Source organism: Streptomyces sp. CA-146814, from assembly GCF_050942385.1.
Lineage (GTDB): Bacteria > Actinomycetota > Actinomycetes > Streptomycetales > Streptomycetaceae > Streptomyces.
Map to the genome: position 1 here is coordinate 7,026,438 of NZ_CP192068.1, position 18,331 is coordinate 7,044,768.

Annotated in this window: 17 protein-coding genes and 1 tRNA gene; 13 read left to right on the top strand and 5 right to left on the bottom strand. The window is 71.3% G+C overall.

Going from position 1 to position 18,331, the window contains the following annotated elements:
- Positions 1-17: 17 nt before the first annotated feature.
- The 8 genes from ACQP09_RS31025 to ACQP09_RS31060 all read left to right on the top strand — a co-directional run bounded on the left by ACQP09_RS31025 (position 18) and on the right by ACQP09_RS31060 (position 8,564).
- Positions 18-1,190: an inositol-3-phosphate synthase gene (locus ACQP09_RS31025; protein ID WP_433405718.1), complete on the top strand. Its 1,173-nt coding sequence runs from the start codon at positions 18-20 to the stop codon at positions 1,188-1,190.
- Positions 1,187-2,461, top strand: coding sequence for an SCO3242 family prenyltransferase (locus ACQP09_RS31030; protein ID WP_433405720.1), 1,275 nt, complete (start codon positions 1,187-1,189; stop codon positions 2,459-2,461). The genes ACQP09_RS31025 and ACQP09_RS31030 overlap by 4 nt, the downstream gene beginning before the upstream one ends.
- Positions 2,458-3,333, top strand: a complete 876-nt coding sequence (locus ACQP09_RS31035) for a sugar phosphate isomerase/epimerase family protein (protein ID WP_432148780.1) — start codon at positions 2,458-2,460, stop codon at positions 3,331-3,333. Before ACQP09_RS31030 ends, ACQP09_RS31035 begins: the two co-directional genes overlap by 4 nt.
- A complete protein-coding gene (locus ACQP09_RS31040) occupies positions 3,327-3,965 on the top strand; it encodes an EboA domain-containing protein (protein WP_433405723.1) in 639 nt (212 codons plus the stop codon). Before ACQP09_RS31035 ends, ACQP09_RS31040 begins: the two co-directional genes overlap by 7 nt.
- Positions 3,965-4,813 carry a TatD family hydrolase gene (locus ACQP09_RS31045; RefSeq protein WP_433405725.1) on the top strand — a complete coding sequence of 283 codons (849 nt, stop codon included), beginning with the start codon at positions 3,965-3,967 and terminating at the stop codon, positions 4,811-4,813. The genes ACQP09_RS31040 and ACQP09_RS31045 overlap by 1 nt, the downstream gene beginning before the upstream one ends.
- 4 nt (positions 4,814-4,817) lie before the next feature.
- A complete protein-coding gene (gene eboE / locus ACQP09_RS31050) occupies positions 4,818-5,993 on the top strand; it encodes a metabolite traffic protein EboE (protein WP_433405727.1) in 1,176 nt (391 codons plus the stop codon).
- Positions 5,990-7,408, top strand: coding sequence for an alkaline phosphatase family protein (locus ACQP09_RS31055; protein ID WP_433405729.1), 1,419 nt, complete (start codon positions 5,990-5,992; stop codon positions 7,406-7,408). The genes eboE and ACQP09_RS31055 overlap by 4 nt, the downstream gene beginning before the upstream one ends.
- 67 nt (positions 7,409-7,475) lie before the next feature.
- Positions 7,476-8,564, top strand: a complete 1,089-nt coding sequence (locus tag ACQP09_RS31060) for a sugar phosphate isomerase/epimerase family protein (protein ID WP_433405731.1) — start codon at positions 7,476-7,478, stop codon at positions 8,562-8,564.
- 29 nt (positions 8,565-8,593) lie between these two features.
- On the opposite strand, the gene ACQP09_RS31065 is transcribed toward ACQP09_RS31060, so the two are convergent.
- Entirely contained in the window at positions 8,594-9,898 is a 1,305-nt protein-coding gene (locus ACQP09_RS31065) for a DUF2254 domain-containing protein (protein ID WP_433405733.1), read from the bottom strand.
- Between the two features lie 175 nt (positions 9,899-10,073).
- On the opposite strand from ACQP09_RS31065, the gene ACQP09_RS31070 reads away from it, so the two are divergent.
- Positions 10,074-10,158: transfer RNA gene (locus tag ACQP09_RS31070), tRNA-Leu, on the top strand.
- Between the two features lie 154 nt (positions 10,159-10,312).
- Here ACQP09_RS31070 and ACQP09_RS31075 read toward each other — a convergent pair.
- Positions 10,313-12,112 carry a hypothetical protein gene (locus ACQP09_RS31075; protein WP_433405735.1) on the bottom strand — a complete coding sequence of 600 codons (1,800 nt, stop codon included), beginning with the start codon at positions 12,110-12,112 and terminating at the stop codon, positions 10,313-10,315.
- On the bottom strand, positions 12,109-13,014 hold the full coding sequence (locus ACQP09_RS31080; protein ID WP_433405737.1) for a hypothetical protein: 906 nt from the start codon (positions 13,012-13,014) through the stop codon (positions 12,109-12,111). The genes ACQP09_RS31075 and ACQP09_RS31080 overlap by 4 nt, the downstream gene beginning before the upstream one ends.
- 207 nt (positions 13,015-13,221) lie before the next feature.
- Between ACQP09_RS31080 and ACQP09_RS31085 the strand changes: the two genes are divergently transcribed.
- Entirely contained in the window at positions 13,222-13,446 is a 225-nt protein-coding gene (locus ACQP09_RS31085; protein ID WP_215039630.1) for a helix-turn-helix domain-containing protein, read from the top strand.
- A gap of 292 nt (positions 13,447-13,738) precedes the next feature.
- On the opposite strand, the gene ACQP09_RS31090 is transcribed toward ACQP09_RS31085, so the two are convergent.
- Positions 13,739-14,482: a hypothetical protein gene (locus tag ACQP09_RS31090; protein WP_433405740.1), complete on the bottom strand. Its 744-nt coding sequence runs from the start codon at positions 14,480-14,482 to the stop codon at positions 13,739-13,741.
- Positions 14,483-14,715: 233 nt separating this feature from the next.
- Here ACQP09_RS31090 and ACQP09_RS31095 point away from each other — a divergent pair, with 233 nt between their 5' ends.
- Together ACQP09_RS31095 and ACQP09_RS31100 are read left to right on the top strand one after the other, a co-directional pair.
- Entirely contained in the window at positions 14,716-15,174 is a 459-nt protein-coding gene (locus ACQP09_RS31095) for a hypothetical protein (protein WP_433405742.1), read from the top strand.
- Between the two features lie 85 nt (positions 15,175-15,259).
- A complete protein-coding gene (locus ACQP09_RS31100; RefSeq protein WP_433405744.1) occupies positions 15,260-15,736 on the top strand; it encodes a hypothetical protein in 477 nt (158 codons plus the stop codon).
- A gap of 492 nt (positions 15,737-16,228) precedes the next feature.
- Here the strand turns inward: ACQP09_RS31100 and ACQP09_RS31105 are convergent, their stop codons facing one another.
- A complete protein-coding gene (locus ACQP09_RS31105; protein WP_433405746.1) occupies positions 16,229-16,675 on the bottom strand; it encodes a YbhB/YbcL family Raf kinase inhibitor-like protein in 447 nt (148 codons plus the stop codon).
- 464 nt (positions 16,676-17,139) lie between these two features.
- On the opposite strand from ACQP09_RS31105, the gene ACQP09_RS31110 reads away from it, so the two are divergent.
- Positions 17,140-17,553, top strand: coding sequence for a PRC-barrel domain-containing protein (locus tag ACQP09_RS31110; RefSeq protein WP_433405748.1), 414 nt, complete (start codon positions 17,140-17,142; stop codon positions 17,551-17,553).
- The last annotated feature ends 778 nt before the right edge of the window (positions 17,554-18,331 follow it).

An 18,331-nucleotide genomic window follows, 5' to 3' on the forward strand; every position in this document is an offset into this window, starting at 1 on the left:
CCCCAGGGAGGCAGCCCGTGACCGCACATGCCGATCGTGAAGGCCGTACGGAGAGTCCACACAGCGCGGCCGACGGGCCCGGCCGCCGTACCGGCGTCTGGTTCATCGGAGCGCGCGGCTCCGTCGCCACCACCGCCACGGCGGGATGCGCGGCGATAGCGGCGGGCCTCCACCCGCCGACCGGCATGGTCACCGAGACGCCTCCGTTCGCCGACAGCGGCCTGCCGCCGCTGACCTCGCTGGTCTTCGGCGGCCACGACACCCTGGACTGCCCGCTCGCCAAACGCGCCGAGGCGCTGGCCGAAGGCGGTGTCCTGCCGTACCGCCTCCCGACCGCCGTACGCGGCGAACTCGACGCCGCCGACGCCGAGATACGTCCCGGCGGACCGCTTCCCGGCGACACCCGCACCGACCAGGAACTCATCGCCGCGTTCGCCGCCGACCTCACCGACTTCGCCCACCGCCACGACCTGGCCCGCACGGTCGTCATCAACGTCTCCTCCACCGAACCGACCCCCGGTCCCGACGACCCGCGCCTCCCCGCCAGCTCCCTCTACGCGGCCGCCGCACTCCGCGCCGGCTGCTCCTACGCCAACTTCACCCCGTCCACCGGCCTGCGCGCCCCCGCGCTCGCCGAGACCGTCGCCGACAGCGGACTTCCCCACGCCGGACGCGACGGCAAGACCGGCCAGACGCTGCTCCGCTCCGTACTCGCCCCGATGTTCCTCCAGCGCGCCCTGCCCGTACGGGCCTGGTCCGGGTCGAACCTGCTGGGCGGCGGGGACGGGGCGGCGCTGGCCGACCCGGCGGCGGCCGCCGCCAAGAACGCGGGCAAGGAACGCGTCCTCGCCGACACGTTCGGCACGGCCCCCGAAGGCGAGGTCCACATCGACGACGTACCGGCGATGGGGGACTGGAAGACGGCCTGGGACCACATCGCCTTCGACGGCTTCCTCGGCTCCCGGATGGTCCTCCAGACCATCTGGCAGGGCTGCGACTCGGCCCTCGCGGCCCCGCTCGTCCTGGACCTGGCCCGGCTGCTGGCCCGCTCGCACGAGCTGGGACTGAGCGGCCCCCGGCCGGAGCTGGGCTTCTACTTCAAGGACCCGGACGGCGGCACCTCGGCCGCGCTCGCCGAGCAGTACGCCACGCTGCTGGCCTTCGCCGAGCGGCTCCGGGGCCGGGCATGAGGTGGCGGCTGCGGGCCCTGCCGGCGCTCGGGGCGGGCCTCCGGGCGCCCTCGACGGCCCCGGGCCGCGCCTCCGAAGACGGCCTGTCCGGTACGGGTGGGACTGCGCCCGCACCGGACAGGCACCGCCCGTCGCCCGGTCGCGGGAGAGGGGACACGGTGCGGGCCTGGACCGAACTGTTCCGGGTCTCCGCGCTGTTCTCCGTGCCGGGTGACGCCCTGGCCGGGGCCGCGGCGGTGGGCCGCGGTCCCGGCCGGGGTACGGCACTCGCGATCGGCGCCTCGCTCTGCCTGTACGAGGCGGGGATGGCACTCAACGACTGGGCGGACCGCGAGGAGGACGCGGTGGACCGCCCGCACCGGCCGATCCCGTCGGGCCGCATCAGCCCCCCGGCCGCCCTGGGCGCTGCCGGGGTCCTGACGGCGGCGGGGCTGGCCCTCGCGGCGCGGGCCGGCCGCCCGGCGCTGGCGGTCGCCACGGGCCTGGCCGCCACGGTCTGGGCCTACGACCTGCACCTCAAGCACACGAAGGCGGGCCCGGCGGCGATGGCCGCGGCGCGGTCACTGGACCTGCTGCTGGGAGCGACGGCGACGGCGACCGCGACGGCGGGGGCGGGGGCGTCGGCGTCGGCCGGGAGGGGGCCGGGGCCCGGACCGCGCACCGCCCGTCCGGTGCACGGCGGGGCCGCCGCGCCCGACAACGTTGCCGCACCGCCTCGTCCGGCGCTCGGCGCTCTGGCCGCCGCCCTCCCCGCGGCCCTGGTCCTCGGGGCGCACACGTACGGCGTCACCGCCGTCTCCCGCCACGAGGCGCAGGGCGGTTCCACCGCCGTACCGCTGGCGGTCCTGGCCACGACGACGGCGCTGGGCGCGGCGGTGCTCACGGCGGACCGGGCAGCTCGGACCAGGGCACCGGGGCCCGGCGCAGGCGGCCTGGGCGTGACCGTGGCGGGGCTCGGCACGAGCGGCCTCGGCGCGACGGGTCCGAGGGAGCGCCGGGCGATCCGCCCCCACCACGCTCCCGCCCTCACCTTCCTCCTCCTCACCGCCTTCACCGGTGCCTACCTCCGCACCGCCGGCCCACCCCTCCTGCACGCCGCCCTCAACCCGTCGCCGCCCCTGACCCAGCGGGCGGTGGGCGGCGGGATCCGCGCCATGATCCCGCTCCAGGCGGCGCTCGCCACCCGCGCCGGAGCACCCGGCTCCGGTCTCGCCGTCATAGCACTCGTCCCCCTGGCCCGCGCCCTCGCCCGGAAGGTGAGCCCCACATGACCCTCCACCTCGGTTACGGCACCAACGGGCTCACCGACCTCCGCCTCGACGACGCCCTCGGGCTCCTCGCCGACCTCGGCTACGAGGGCGTCGGCCTGACGCTCGACCACATGCACCTGGACCCCCTCGCCCCCGACCTCGCCGAACGCACCCGCGAGGTCCGGCGCAGGCTCACCTCCCTCGGGCTCCGGGTCACCGTGGAGACCGGCGCCCGCTATGTCCTGGACCCGCGCCGCAAGCACGGCCCCTCCCTCCTCGACCCGGACCCCGACGCCCGGGCCGCGCGCACCGCCCTGCTCGTCCGCGCCGTGGACGTGGCGGCCGAACTCGGCGCGCACGCCGTCCACTGCTTCAGCGGCATCACCCCGCCGGACACCTCCACCGACACCGCCTGGAAGCGCCTTACCGAGGCGATCACCCCCGTACTCGACGCCGCCGAAAGGTCGGGCATCCCCCTCGCCATCGAGCCCGAACCCGGTCACCTCCTCGCCACCCTCGCCGACTTCCACCACCTCCGCGCCCTCCTCGGCGACCCGCCGCTCCTCGGCCTCACGCTCGACATCGGCCACTGCCAGTGCCTGGAGGAGGCCTCACCCGTGCAGTGCGTCGTCGACTCCGCGCCCTGGCTCCGGCACGTCCAGATCGAGGACATGCGGCGCGGTGTCCACGAGCACCTCCCGTTCGGCGACGGCGAGATCGACTTCCCGCCCGTGCTCGCCGCCCTGGCCGCCACCGACTACCAAGGCCTCACCGTCGTCGAGCTGCCCCGCCACTCCCACGCGGGCCCCGAACTCGCCCGCACCTCTCTCGCCTTCCTGCGCGACGCCATGACCAGGGGCGCGATCGACAAGAAGGGCGGCGCACCGTGCTGAAGTCCCGCAAGGAACTCGACACCGAACTCGACGACACCGCCCGCGCCTGGCTCGACGCGGCCCTGACCGAAGCCGCGCACGCGGCAACAGAGGACGTCACGGCCGAGGCCTCCCCGTACGCCTCGCCACCCTGGGAGCTTCGCTACGCCGCCGCCGGCCGCCACTGCGGACCGGCCCACGCCGACTCCGTACGCTCCCTCCTGCTCATCGCGGCCCGCCCCCCTCTCTCCTCCGTCACCCGGCTCTACGAACAGGGCACCGCCGCCGAACGTCGCGCCGTCCTCCTCACCCTGCACCGCCTCGACATCGGCTCCACTGCCCTCCCGCTCGTCGAGGACGCCCTGCGCACCAACGACACCCGGCTGGTCGCCGCCGCCGTCGGCCCGTACGCCGCGGCGCACCTCGATCCGCACGCCTGGCGCCACGCCGTACTGAAGTGCCTCTTCACCGGCGTACCGCTGGCCGCCGTCGCCCGGCTCGACGAGCGGGCCCGAGGAGACGCCGAACTCGCCCGTATGCTCAGCGACTTCGCCGCCGAGCGGACCGCCGCCGGCCGTGACGTCCCGGCCGACCTGCGCACCGCGCTCACTCTCGCCGAGATCACCCCCGCCGCCCCCACGGAGGAGTCCTGATGCGCATCTTCGACCCCCACATCCATATGACGTCCCGGACCACGGACGACTATCAGGCGATGTACGACGCGGGCGTCCGCGCCCTCGTCGAACCCTCCTTCTGGCTCGGCCAGCCGCGCACCTCGCCCGCCAGCTTCTTCGACTACTTCGACGCGCTCCTCGGCTGGGAGCCCTTCCGCGCCTCTCAATACGGCATCGCGCACCACTGCACGCTCGCCCTCAACCCCAAAGAGGCCAACGACCCCCGCTGCACCCCCGTCCTGGACGCCCTGCCCCGCTATCTGGTCAAGGACTCCGTCGTCGCCGTCGGGGAGATCGGCTACGACTCCATGACCCCGGCCGAGGACCACGCGCTGGCCGCTCAGCTCCAGCTCGCCGCCGACCACGGGCTGCCCGCCCTCGTCCACACCCCGCACCGCGACAAGCTCGCCGGTCTCCACCGCACCATCGACGTCATCCGCGAATCGCACCTCCCCCCGGAGCACGTCCTGCTCGACCACCTCAATGAGACAACGGTAAAGGCCGCCACTGACAGCGGCTGCTGGGCCGGGTTCTCCATCTACCCGGACACCAAGATGGACGAGGACCGCATGGTCACGATCCTCCGGAACCACGGCACCGAGAAGATCCTCGTCAACTCGGCCGCCGACTGGGGCAAGAGCGACCCGCTCAAGACCCGCAAGGTGGCCGACGCGATGCTGAAGGCCGGGTTCACCGAGGACGACGTCGACCAGGTCCTGTGGCGCAACCCGGTCGCCTTCTACGGCCAGAGCGGCCGCCTCCACCTGGACGCCTCCGCCCCCGACGCACTCCACGAGGGCAACTCCATCCTGCGCGGCGGGGAGTGAAGCCATGCGCTTCCGCCACCCGGACGGCTCGATCGTCCACCTCTCCTACTGCACCAACGTCCACCCCGCCGAAACCCTGGACGGCGTCCGCGCGCAGCTCCGCGACCACTGCGAACCCGTACGCCGCCGTCTCGGCCGGGACCGGCTCGGCATCGGCCTCTGGCTCGCCCGGGACGCCGCCCGCGCCCTGATCAACGACCCCGCCGAACTCCGCGCACTCCGCGCCGAACTCGACGGCCGGGGCCTCGAAGTGGTCACCCTCAACGGCTTCCCGTACGAGGGTTTCGGCGCCGACGAGGTCAAGTACCGGGTCTACCGGCCGGACTGGACCGAGCCCGACCGCCTCGCCCACACCACCGACCTGGCCCGCCTTCTTGCGGCCCTGCTCCCCGACGACGTCACCGAAGGCATCATCTCCACGCTCCCGCTGGCCTGGCGCACCCCATACGACACCGAACCCGCCGCCGCCCGCACCGCACGCACCGCCCTCACCACGCTCGCCCAGCGCCTGGACGCCCTCGCCGAACTCACCGGCAAGTCCATCCGCATCGGCCTCGAACCCGAGCCGGGCTGCACGGTGGAGACCACCGCCGACGCCATCGCGCCGCTCACCGACGTCGGCCACGAGCGCATCGGCATCTGCGTCGACACCTGCCACCTCGCCACCTCCTTCGAGGACCCGGACACCGCGCTCGACGCCCTGACCGCAGCGGGTATCCCCGTCGTGAAGTCCCAGCTCTCCGCCGCCCTGCACGCCGAACACCCCCACCTCCCCGAGGTCCGCACCGCGCTCGCCGCCTTCGCCGAGCCGCGCTTCCTGCACCAGACCCGTACGCGCACGGCCGCCGGGCTGCGCGGCACCGACGACCTGGACGAGGCCGTCGCCGGCGGCGCGCTCCCGGACTCCACCCCCTGGCGGGCCCACTTCCACGTACCGCTGCACGCGCCGCCCGCGCCCCCGCTCACCTCCACGCTCCCCGTGCTCCGCGCCACGCTCGCCCGGCTCGTCGGGGGAGCGGTCCCGCTGACCCGGCACCTGGAGGTGGAGACGTACACCTGGCAGGCGCTGCCCGCCGAGCTGCGGCCCCGCACCCGTACCCAACTCGCCGACGGCATCGCCGCCGAACTCACCCTCGCCCGCGACCTCCTGGTCGACCTCGGCCTCAAGGAGCTGCCATGAGCGCGCCCGAACCCGGAACGGAAACCGCACAGGGGGCCGGGGCCCCCACCCCCCTCCTCGTCCTGGACGTCGTCGGCCTCACCCCGCAGCTCCTCGCCCACATGCCGAACCTCACGGCGCTCGGCAAACAGGGCGCTCGGGCCCCGCTCTCCACCGTCCTGCCCGCCGTCACCTGCGCCGCCCAGTCCACCTTCCTCACCGGCGCCATGCCCGCCGAACACGGCATCGTCGCCAACGGCTGGTACTTCCGCGAGCTCGGCGACGTCCTGCTCTGGCGCCAGCACAACGGGCTCGTCGAAGGCGACAAGCTCTGGGACGCGGCCCGCCGCGCCCACCCCGGCTACACCGTCGCCAACATCTGCTGGTGGTACGCGATGGGCGCCGACACCGACTGGACCGTCACCCCGCGACCCGTCTACTACGCCGACGGCCGCAAGGAACCCGACTGCTACACCCGGCCTCCCGCCCTGCACGACGAACTGACCGACAAGCTCGGCACGTTCCCCCTCTTCCACTTCTGGGGCCCCGGCGCCGACCTGGTCTCCTCCCAGTGGATCATCGACGCCACCCGCCACATCATCGCCACCCGCACCCCCGACCTCGCGCTCTGCTACCTGCCGCACCTCGACTACGACCTCCAGCGCTACGGCCCCGACGACCCCCGCTCCCACCAGGCCGCCGCCGACCTCGACCGGGCCATCGCCCCGCTGCTGGCCGACGCGCGCGACGAAGGCCGTACGGTCGTGGCGCTCTCCGAATACGGCATCACCCGCGTGAGCCGGCCCGTCGACATCAACCGGGCGCTGCGCCGGGCGGGGCTGCTGGAGGTGCACACGCAGGACGGCATGGAGTACCTCGACACGATGGCCTCACGCGCCTTCGCCGTCGCGGATCACCAGCTCGCCCACATCTACGTACGCCGTCCCGAGGACCTGGAAGCGACCCGGGCCGCACTGGCCGACCTGCCCGGCATCGACCAGCTCCTGGACGACGAGGGCAAGAAGGCGCACCACCTGGACCACCCCCGCTCCGGCGAGCTGGTCGCCGTGGCGGAGAAGGACGCCTGGTTCACGTACTACTACTGGCTCGACGACGCCCGCGCGCCCGACTTCGCCCAACTCGTCGAGATCCACCGCAAACCCGGCTACGACCCCGTCGAGCTCTTCATGGACCCCGAGGACCCCTACGTACGGCTCAAGGCCGTCTCGGCGGTCGCCCGCAAGAAGCTCGGACTGCGCTACCGCATGGCGGTCGTCCCCCTGGACCCCTCACCTATTCGCGGCAGCCACGGCCGCCTTCCGTCGAGCGACGACGAAGGTCCGCTCATCCTCTGCTCCACCCCCCACGCGTTCACCGACCGGGTCAGGGCCACCGAGGTGAAGTCCCTGCTCCTCAAGCTTGCCGGACTGCACTGACAACGGACCGGCATCGCACCGCTCACCGCACTGCTCACCCCACGTCACCCAAGGGAGTCACGCGAACATGAGCCGCACCTCCAAGGACACCGAACTCGCCCGCAGACTGAGCCGCCGCAACGTCCTCGGTGTCGCCGCCGGAGCCACCGCCGCCACGATCATCGGCACGGCGAGCGCCCAGGCCGCAGGCCAGGACCACGCCCAGGGACCCGGCAAGGGCCACGGCCACGGACCTGGCCACGGACATGGTCACGGCAAGGGCAAGCCCGTCCTGCCCCCCGGCCGCCTCGGCATCCAGCTCTACAGCCTCCGCGACCAGATCTCCACGCTCGGCTTCGCCCCCGTCTTCGCCGAGTTGGAGAAGTACGGCTACGACGAGATCGAGCTCGCGGGCTACACCCAGGGCTCCGCAGGACCCATCACCCTCGCCCAGCTCAAGCGGCTGGCCAAGGACCACGGCCTCAACCCGATCGGCAGCCACGTCGGCTACTACGACGACAACAACCCCGGCGCCTACACCTTCGCCCAGAACCTGGAGAAGGTCCTCGACGACGCCCAGGCGCTCGGCCTCAAGCACATCGGCACGGCGTCCGGCCCCTTCCGCTACGGCTCGACGGTCGACGGCTGGAAGCGGGCGGCCGACGACTTCAACACGTACGGGGCGGCCGCCCGTAAGCGCGGCATGAAGTTCTACCAGCACAATCACGCCGAGGAGTTCTCCTTCGCGACCGACAAGCCGAAGGTGCGCCTCTACGACGTCCTGCTCGCCGAGACCGACCCGGACCTGGTCTATCTGGAGATGGACATCTACTGGGCGTACTGCGCGCAGTTCCGCTTCAGCAAGCGCGCGGACGGCAGCAAGGCCCCGCTCGACCCGCTGAAGTACGTCCTCAAGCACCCGAACCGCTACCCGCTCTTCCACGTCAAGGACGGTGTCCGCGACGACACGACGCGCGACGGCTACCGGATGTCGGACGTGGGGGACGGGGACATCGACTACAAGACGTTCCTCTCCAAGGTGACCAACCGGACCCACCACGGCCGGAGCTACCACCACTGGCAGGCGGAACACGACAATCCGGTCGACTCGCTCGCCTTCGCCCGGAAGTCGAGCGAGCACCTGCACTCGCTGCGCGAGGGCCGCTGCGGCGACTGACGCGCGCCGCGCATGCGGGACCGGCGGGGCTATCCGATGCCCTGCCGGTCCGGCAGCAGCGCGAACTCCCGGTCGGCGGCCACCGGAACGGTGCGCTCCACCACCTGGACGAGCAGTGCCCGATGCCGCACCAGCGGCTGCTTCCGCTCCTCCGGCGCCAGCAGCAACAGATCGTCCAGCCCCGCCAGCAGCCGCCGCGACACCTGCGGGCTTCCGGCCACACACCACCGGATCTCCTCGAAGGCGAGATCCACCAGGTCCTCCCAGTCCGGCCCCTCCTGCACCAGCCGCACCCGCCCGGACCGGTCCCGATGGTGGACGGTACCGAGCGGCAGGCCCACCACGGCGGCGAGGAACTGCACGATCCGGTCCAGGCACTGCACGGCGGTCGTCGGATCGTTCACGGACGTCGACAGGGCCCGCAGCGCGATGTCGACAAGCTGACGCAGCCCGAAGGCCAGATCCTGGTGCAGGGTGCGCTCCACCCCGACGGAGACGGTGTACCGCAGCTGCCGCCGCGACGGTACGGCCCCGCCGTGGACGGCGAGCACCGGCGTGCCGGGCACCACGAAGTCCCCGATGCGGGGGATCAGCCGCAGCACCACATCCTGCCGCCGCGCGGCCCGGACGAGCCGCGCCGTATTGACGTCCCGCAGCACCCCGGCCCGGCCCTCGTACACCACCCGCCCGGTCTCCGGCCCGAGCCCCTCGGCCCCGCCCGGCCCCCGAGGCATCCGGCCGAGCACACGGAAGGAGTCACGGGTGATCCTGTCCACCACCGGCCCGACCTGCATGAGCCGCAGCGTCGAGCTGACATAGGCGATGAACAGCAGCAGACTCAGCCCGACGAGCACCAGCGTGAGCAGGCTCTGCAGCAGCGGGACCGAGACCACCCGGCGCGGGTCGCTCTCACTCTCGTACGAGGCCAGGACCAGCAGGGAGAACAGGAACGTCGCCAGGAACACCGTCAGCGTGAGCTTGCTGATGCGGCTGCGGACGAAGATCCGCACCACCCGTGGCGTGAGCTGCCCGGCGGCCATCTGCACCGCGACCAGCGAGATGCTGAACACCACGCCGATGAAGGTCATCATGGCGGAGCTGATCTGGGTGACGATCGTCTGGGTGTCCCGGGCGAAGGCCATCAGGTCACCGAGCTCGTCGTACGCCTCCTCCCGCTTGAGAAACGCGACGATCTCCTCATCGACCTCGGAAGCGATCAGCCACAGTACGAACACACAGACGAACCCCATGGTCGGGGCGAACCAGAACGTGTCGCGCAGATGCTCGCGCAGGGGAGACAGCGGACGGGGCCGGCGGTAGCCGCGATCACTCATGGACGCGAAGGTAGCCCCGCGACCCCCGCAGACGGTGGAGGCCACGGCCCCACCGGCCCGCCACACCGCACTGACCTCCGGGTATGCGCCGGATACGCAGGTGAAAGGCGCGTCGAACCCCTGGTATTGTCTTCCATGTCGCCGCGGGGAACACACCGCGAACGGCAGACACCTTGTCCGGGTGGCGGAATGGCAGACGCGCTAGCTTGAGGTGCTAGTGCCCTTTATCGGGCGTGGGGGTTCAAGTCCCCCCTCGGACACTGTGGTCAACCGACCAAATAGAGCCGGTCGAAGCGACACTTTGTCGCTTTGACCGGCTTTGTTGTTGTGGTGGACGTGTTCCGGCCCTCTGCGGGTTCGCAGAGGGCCGGATGTGTTTGTGCTGTTCAGGTGGGGTGTGGGGGGTGGGGTGGATCAGTTCTCGGGTGTGGTGTCGGGGAGGTAGCCGCCTGGGGTCCAGTCGCGGGGGTTCTTGAGTTTGTGGCGGTTGGAGGGGCGGCGGCGGGCGGGAAGGCCCCCTGTCTGGAGGGTGTCGAGCCAGCTGGCGAGTTTGCGGTGGTTGGCGTGGGCGATCTGGAAGGAGAGGAGGAGGGACTGGGCGGCGATTCCGCGGATGCGGCGGGTGCGGCTGCGTTCGATGCCTTCGTGGTCTTTGGCGTAGCCGTTGAAGTGCTCCACACGGTTGCGCAGGCGGAAGTAGTGGTGGACCCATGGGGCGAGGCCGTGGTCGAGTTCTTGCCAGTGACGGATGCCGATGTCCCGGGTGAAGGTGAGGGACTCACGGCGGCAGACCTCGGGGTGTCCTGCCGGGGTGGGGGTGACGTCGATGAGGGGAAGGCGGGTGTCGCGGCCGAGGCTGCGGCGCTTGACGGGGCAGGCGACGGTGGGGTGGGTGCCTGCTGCGGGGCAGAGCATCCTTCGTGCGCCTCGGTGGTCGGGGGCGGCTTTGGGGCGCAGGCGGTAGGAGGCGCGGGCGTCGACCCGGGTGCGCCAGGTGTGTTTGTCGATCTTCTTGGTGAGGAGGTCGGCGGTGGCTGTGGTCAGGTTTGGCGGCAGGTTGGGGCAGTACCAGGTGCCGTCGATGAGGAGGGCGCCGGCGTGGGAGCCCTGGATGCCGAGCTGGTCGATGCGGTAGTCCCAGATGGGGCGGTAGCCGAGGTCGCGGACGGGGATGTGGAAGGTTTCGGGCAGGGCGGCGTTGTAGGCGCGGTCGGCGGCGAGCCAGCCGGTGGGGTAGTTGCGGCGGCGCATGTCCTTCAGTGCGGTGATGGCGTTGCCGGCGGGGTCGTGTCCGGGTTTGTGGACGGTGAAGGCGAGAACGAGAGCGGGAAGGTGGCGGCTGTGGTCGCGGGTTGCCGCGGGGCGGCCGCCGAGCGGGGTGGTGGAGGTTTCGCCTGTGACGACGAGGGTGGCTTCGAACCCGTAGAGGTAGCGCTTGGCTTTCCGGGTCTTCTTGCCGTTGTGGAGGCTGTGTTCCTGAGGGTCGGATGCGGGGTCGCGGTGGTTGCCGTCGCGGACGTACCAGGCCGCGTCGGGGTCGGTGGCGGTTTTCGGGTCCTTGGCGCTGACCCCGCGGGAGAAGGTCCGGATCGGTGTGGCGTCGACTGCGGCCGAGCCGTCCCAGAACTCTTCGATCACGGTTCTGGCCGGGGCGAGGGAGGCTTCGACCAGGCGGTTGGTGACCTCGATGAGCAGTTGGCGGCGGGCGGCGAGGCCCTGCTGGTCGGCTTCCTGCTCCAGGCGCAGGACATCGGCGCGGGTGAGACGCCGCTTGGGCAGCGGGGAGGGGTCCATGACCGCCTCGGCGGAGTGGAAGGCGCGGCGCACGGCGAGGTAGGCGGATTCGAAGCCGTCGATGGTGTCCGGCCATGCGGGGAGGGCGAGTTGGGTGCGCGCGGCGGGGGTGAGCTGGTGGGCGAGGATGTCGGCGACCTCGGCGAGGACGACGCGCCCTTGGTTGCGCCAGGAGTCCAGAGCCATGGCGATGAACAGGGCGTGCAGGGTGACGGTGCGGGTGCGCCCGGCGTTCGACTTGCGGGCGCGCTGCTGGGCGTGGTGGATCAGAGGGATGACGCCTGAGCGGTCGACGAACTGGCGGGCCCGGGTGAAGTCAGCCGCCCTGACACTTTGGCGGCGCTCGCGCAGCTGCTGCAGCCATAGGGGTGCGTCGGGTTGGTTGCGCGGGCTTGGACATGAAGGGCGGGCGGGGGTCACGGCATCTCCCTAAGGGTGGTGTGGGCCTGCTCGGCGCTGGTGCCCTTGAGGTAGGGCAGCAGGCGGGAGAGGGCGTGGAGCGAGTCGAGGCCGGCCGCGGCCAGCAGGACGGGCAGGGGGATGGGGACGTTCATGCGCTCAACCAGCCAAGTGGCGCGGCAGCGGCCCATGACCAGGCGCGGTACGCGTGGGTCGCGGGCGGCGCGGTAGACGAGGTCGGTGACGGTGTTGGGGCCGCGGGCGAAGCTGGAGGGCCGGAAGAGGTAGCCGGTGTCCGCGTGCCGGGAGGCCTCGGCCAGGGTGCGCTCGTAGGGCCGCGAGCAGATGATCAGGCGGGAGCGGCTTCCCCGGACCGCCAGGACGCAGGAGCCGTCCTTCAGGACGCGTACGTCGGGGCCTCGCAGGGGGATGATCTCGGTGGTGTCGAGGCCGCAGCCCAGTCCGAGCGCCAGCAGGAGCCGGAGCCCTCGTCGTAGTTCGTCCGTGGGCTGGCCGCCGGCCCAGCCCCACAGGTCGGCCTTGTCGTTCGAGCCGAAGGGCTGCGAGGGGTCGGAGGCGGAGAGCGGGACGGGGCGCCCGCCGGGCAGGTCGGGCCCGAGCACCGCGGTTCTGAGGGCGGTGAGGCAGGCGCGGTAGTTCGCACGGGTCGCCTCGGTGACTTCCGGGCACCCGGTCGCGGTGAACCGCTCCACCATGGCGGGTGCCAGCCACAGGCGGGCGTCGGCGGGGTGGCCCTGCTGGTCGGCATAGACGGCGACCCTGGTCAGGGCGGTGAGGAGATCGCGGGCACGGTGGGTGGTGGTGGGGGTGGCACTGGCGACGGTGGTGCGTACTTCGTCGGCGACGCGTTCCCATGCGGGTGGTCGGTTCGAGGGCCGGTACTGCGCGATGCGACGCTCCATCAGCATTCTCCAGACGAACACCCCCGGCGGGGTGCCATTGGAATACCATGCTGGGTGCTGGGGGATGCCGGGCGACCCGGGAGATCCGGATGGGTGAGACTGGGGTACGTGCCCCGAGGAGACAGCCGCTTCGTCAGTCCGCGCGGATACGTGCGAGCCGGGCCCTGGCCCAGGGATGCGACCGTCGGGCCGTGGCCCAGAGCCGCCTTGACTGACCATCACGGAGCCAAGGTCGCCCAGGCGCTGGCTCTCCGGCTCACCGCCGCGCTGGAGACAGCCGGCTGGTCGGTCGCCGAACTGTCGCGGCGCAGCGGGGTGAGCCGGCTGACGATCGCCAACGTGCTGGCCGGCCGGGTCTGGCCGGACCTGCTGACTGTCGCCAGCCTGGAGCGTGCCCTGGAGTGCGACCTGTGGCCGGGCAGAGACGTGTGAGGTGTCGCGCTTGTGCGCGGGAGGAGTTGGTGGCATCGCGACCGTCCTTGACGGGGTGGCCCGCCAGTGGCGGGCCACCCGAAGGGATGACGGCGCGGCCGTACCGGGACCTGGCGCGGGAGCGCGCGCTAAGGTGCCGAACACGACCGGACCGCGGTGACCGTCCCGGTCCACCCTCGGGGCGGACCGGGACGGCGCGGAGTGGTTTCTGCTGAGGTCCGGGTCGTTGGGGCCGCCGCCGATGTTGGAGTCGGCGGCGGCCCGGTGTCCTGCTTGACCGTCCGGGAACGGGTCAGAACATGGTCGCCTCCTTCGCCGAACCAGCCGGCTCCGGGCGGTGATAGACCACCGCCCGCGGGTGGAGTTCGGTCTTCACCAGCTGCCCTTGCTCGGCCATCCGGTCCAGGACCGGGCGCAGGCTGCGCAGGTTCGCGTGACCGATCTCCAGGGCTACACCGCGCACCGTCAGAGGGGCGCCGGGCCGGAACGTCTCCAGCACGGCTTCCACGCGCTCTCGCAGCGTCGGCCCCTCCCCGCCGGGCGGCGCCGCCTCCTTCCGCCCGCGCCCGCCCTCACGGTGCTTCGCCGTCGCGTCCTGGCTACCGGCGGGCCGTCGCGGGGGCGGAACGAATCCGGCGCTCGTCTCGCCCTTGTCCTCGCCCATGGCCTCTTCCGGTCCGGCCGCGTGTTCACCTGCCGGAGGCGTGGGCTGCCCAGGCGCGTCACCGGGGCCGCAGTCCTGTGGCCCGGCGGGTGCCGGACCGTCCTCCGGGCCGCCGTCCCCGTCGGCCGGGGATGACGTCCTGTCAGACATGTTCCCGTCAGCGGGGTTTCCAGATTTCTGACCGTCGCCGGGTGCGGTGGTGTGCAGGAAATCCCCCATCGCGGAGAACGGTGGCACGTTCTCCAGCCACTCGCGCAGTGTGCGGGACCGGGCGATATACGTCTCGGCCTGTTCTTCGAGCCTCCTGAGCAGCGCAACGGCGACCGACGGATCGGCCAGAGCGGCTTCCCAGGTCAGGCTGATCCTGTCCATGGCCGACACCATAGGACTCCGCTCACAACGTGCGGCCACGCAAGCGGATCTCTCCACCCTGACGAGTGACCCAAGCCTCGCCGAGGCGACGGCCGCAGCCCACAGGGCCCCCAGCCCACAGGGCCCGGCAATGCGCTGCCGCATCCCTCGTCGCGAGACCGCGCGCCCTCGGGGCTCACTCGAAAGCACCCGGCCGGGGTGCCATTGCAATAGCAGGAGGGGAGGGTGGCGTCATGGAACCGACTGCCGTTCTGCTGCCGAGCACCGTGGCCGACCTGGCCCTGGTGGACCGCTCGCAGGCCGAGGTACTCCTGCACGACCACACGTCCTTCTGGCAGCCGCCACACGTCGAGGTGCGGGCCGGCCAGTCCTGCCGGTCCGCGGTCCGTGATGCCGCCCGGCACTGGTGGGGGCTGCCCGACGCAAAAGTCGCCACGACCGTCGGGATCCCTTGGTCGCGCACACCAGGACCGGCGGACCACGACCGGGCGGAGCGGCGGCTCCTGCTGGTCCTGCTGCCGCCCGGCGTGCTACGACCCGCGGCCGGGCCCGGAGCGCGCAACGCGTCCTGGTGGCCGATCACACGGCTGCTCGCGGGCGAGGTGGTCACCCGACCCGCTGAACTCGCGGCGTTCCTGGACGGCTACCTGCAGGGATGGCTGCCCGACGGACAGCACGCCCTGGACTGGTAGCGGCCGCATCGAGCACTTCACTCATACGGGGGACATGGGGGTAGACGGCTTTGAGCTGGCTGGGCCTGCCACTACCGTGCCGGGAGTGGAAACTCTTCGGTCCTGGTGCGATGTGAAGACCCCGGCCGACGCGCAGGCCCTGCGGGCAGAGTTCGACCGCCGTGCCCAGGCGGCGTTGGCCGAGGCCCGGATGTACGAGCGCCTGCGCGACACCGTGGCCGACATCCCGCGCCTGGGCCGGCTGTGGGACGAACTGGTCGCCAACCCGGTGGACCTGGCCGTTGTCCTGCCCGCCGACCCCACCCCGCAGCCTCCCCCGCCCGCCCAGCCACCGCCGCCCGAGCAGCAGCTGGATACCGGCACCATTCTGGCTCTCGTGGGCCAGTCCCCTCAGCGCCTGTGGTCCGCCGAAGACGTCCGTGCCGCCCTCGGCGCCACCTCGCGCCGTCACGTCCGCCAAGCCCTGCGCGACTTGGCCGGACAGGGCCTGCTCGAAGAGATCCACCGCAAGGCCCGCCACGTACTGTTCCGCATCCCGCAGACCACGTCCCCTCCCGCCTGACCCCCCCTCGGATGCTCCTGGGGAAGCCATCTCGCCGGGGAGCAGTGGAGTCGGCCATGGGATGGCCACGAAGCAGAAGTATCGAGGGCGCGCCTCGATCCGCAGCCCGGGCCGTGCGGCCCCCAACCGATCGAGAACCCGCTGTGTGCCGAGCGCGTGCTCGAAAAGATCCGCCGGACATCGGTGCGGCCGCCCAATGAACCCGCTTCCGTGAAGGACCCGTCCACAACAGCGGCCACTCGGCGGCCTCGGGCCGCGAGAAGCACCCAGATGGACGGGAAAGCAGGTCCAAACCCCAGGATGCGGGTAGAACGGAAGCAGGGCCCGGGGCGGAGCGCACGCAGGCGAAGCCCCGCCGGGCCACCTCCCGGCGGGAGAACCGACCCGGGCCCTCCATGACCGCCTTCGGCTACCTCCGGGCCGTAAAGGCCGGAGCGCATGTACGGCAGGTGCCTTCGAAGCCGTCGACACAGCTGCCATGCCCCGTGAAAGTCAGTACAGAGCCACGAGGCCACACTGATTGACGCCTTGGTGCTCCAGCACCTGACGTGCAGCATCAGCCGATACATCGTGAGGTATCGACACGGGGGCCGGTAGCGCGTAGAGCCGGAAGATATAGGGCCGAGGTTCACCGTCTGACGCGTCGGGGCCGCCCCAGCCCACCTCACCGTAACTGTTTCTGTGCACGTGACTGCCAGGGTCGCCGGTGCCTGTGTCCAATCCTGTACGGCGTGGATCGATGCCGGTCACGAGCCAGAGCAGAAAGCCGTCGCTGGAAAGTGCGTCGAGGCTCTCACAAAGGAGGGCCAGCTCCGACGCCTCCTGGGGCACTCCAGTCCACGACAGAGGTGGTGAAGTGTTGTCACCGGTCCGTGCGCATTGAGGAGGAAGACGCCCTTGACCACGGAACGCTGGACTGCTCAACTCCATCTGCGTCATGAAGAGCAGCTACCCCGCAACGGCAGCTGCACGCCATCGTGTTACACGCGCCAAACCCGCGATGGGCCTTTCCGTGCGCGGCGGAACAACTTCCCGCACCACAGCAATCGGGGGAGGCGAAGGGCTACCCGCCTATCGAGTTCAGCATGCCGCGGACACGGCTGCAAAGCCGGACCGCCGGTTCCCACCGCCGACCGGGTGAGAGCTGGAAGGACTCTCTCTTGGGGCTGCCGGCCCGTAGTAGTCCTCGCTGAAGTTCACCGACGATTCCTCTTGGACCGGGCGGTCCGCGTCACGGGTCTGCAGGTCGAGTCGGGTGGCGCACCGAGCCCTTCCTGCCTGCTCGGAGCAGCCTCTTTGCTATGTCCCGACGGGTTACGCGTAAGCGGGCCGAAGTCGGGCACTCAGGGAGGAGCGCCCGAACGGGCGCGACAGAGCCCTGCGAGACAGACCAGGAGGACTTCATGGGTACCAACCCCATCCCCGTTCTGACCAAGCTCTCCGATTCACCCCACGTCATCGCCTCTCCTGACGAGGACATTCTCGGCAGGAAGGTGACCGACCGGTCTGGCACCGAGATCGGCAAGGTCGGCGACCTCGTCATCGACGAGAACGAGCAGAGGGTCCGCTTCCTCATCCTGGAACACGGCGGCCTTCTGGGCATCGGCGGTAAGGAGACCTACATCCCGGTCGACGCGGTGTCAGAAGTGACCGATGACCGTGTGCACATCGACCGCACAAGGGACGACGTTGCCCAGGCACCTGGCTACGACCCCGAACTGCTGGATCAGAACGAGTACTACGGCAGCCTCTACAGCCACTACGGCTACACCCCCTTCTGGGGAGCCGGCTACGTCTCCCGCCCCTTCCACCCCTGAGCCCGGCACCGGGTCACCGCACTGGGGCCCCGAGTCTTGCGATCCCGCTCCTTCCGCAAGCACGCGACCGTCACAGTGCCGCTTTCGCGGGGTAGGGAAGGCGCGGGACGCATGCGCCTCTCGGTCTCGTCGGGGAAGCTCCACCACCAGGCACAGGGGGGCAACAGTCTGGGTTCGCGGCTTCGTTCGTGTGAAGGTGGGCTGTCACGAGTACGGCGGCGTCGCGTTCGCGGGCGAACCTCTCCAGTTCGCCGAACGTCGCCGAGTCGACGTACTTCGATGGTGAGGTCGACTTCATGGCCTCGGCGCACTCCAGCGGCACAGTTCCCTTCCACGGCACGGATGCCCGGCCAGGGCCACCATCCATTGGGGTCCCTTCCCGGCTTGTTGACCTGGCATGGCCACCGCGATCACCACCTGCGGATGGTCCTCGGACCGGTCGACACCAAACAGGCGGCGGTCCGGCGCGGCTGATCGGCGGATTCTGCTCTTGCGGATACCCAGAGCCAGGGCCGGGAATGCGGCCACCGTGGCCGATGGAAGCGGCCGACGACCGGTGCTTTTCGGTGTCTCCGTGCGCCCGTGTCGGTTCGATCCTTCGGTGGTTGGCCTCTTCCGAAGGCTCGCTGCCTTGGCACACTCCTCTCACTCAAGGCAGCTGAGGACGACTAGCTAGAAGGGCCGTGTGTCGTCGGCCAGAACTGTGCCAACAGGCGCATGGTGGTTCTCTCGTCATCGCATTCTCGAAGGAGGGCGGCGTCATAGGAGCTCACGGTCA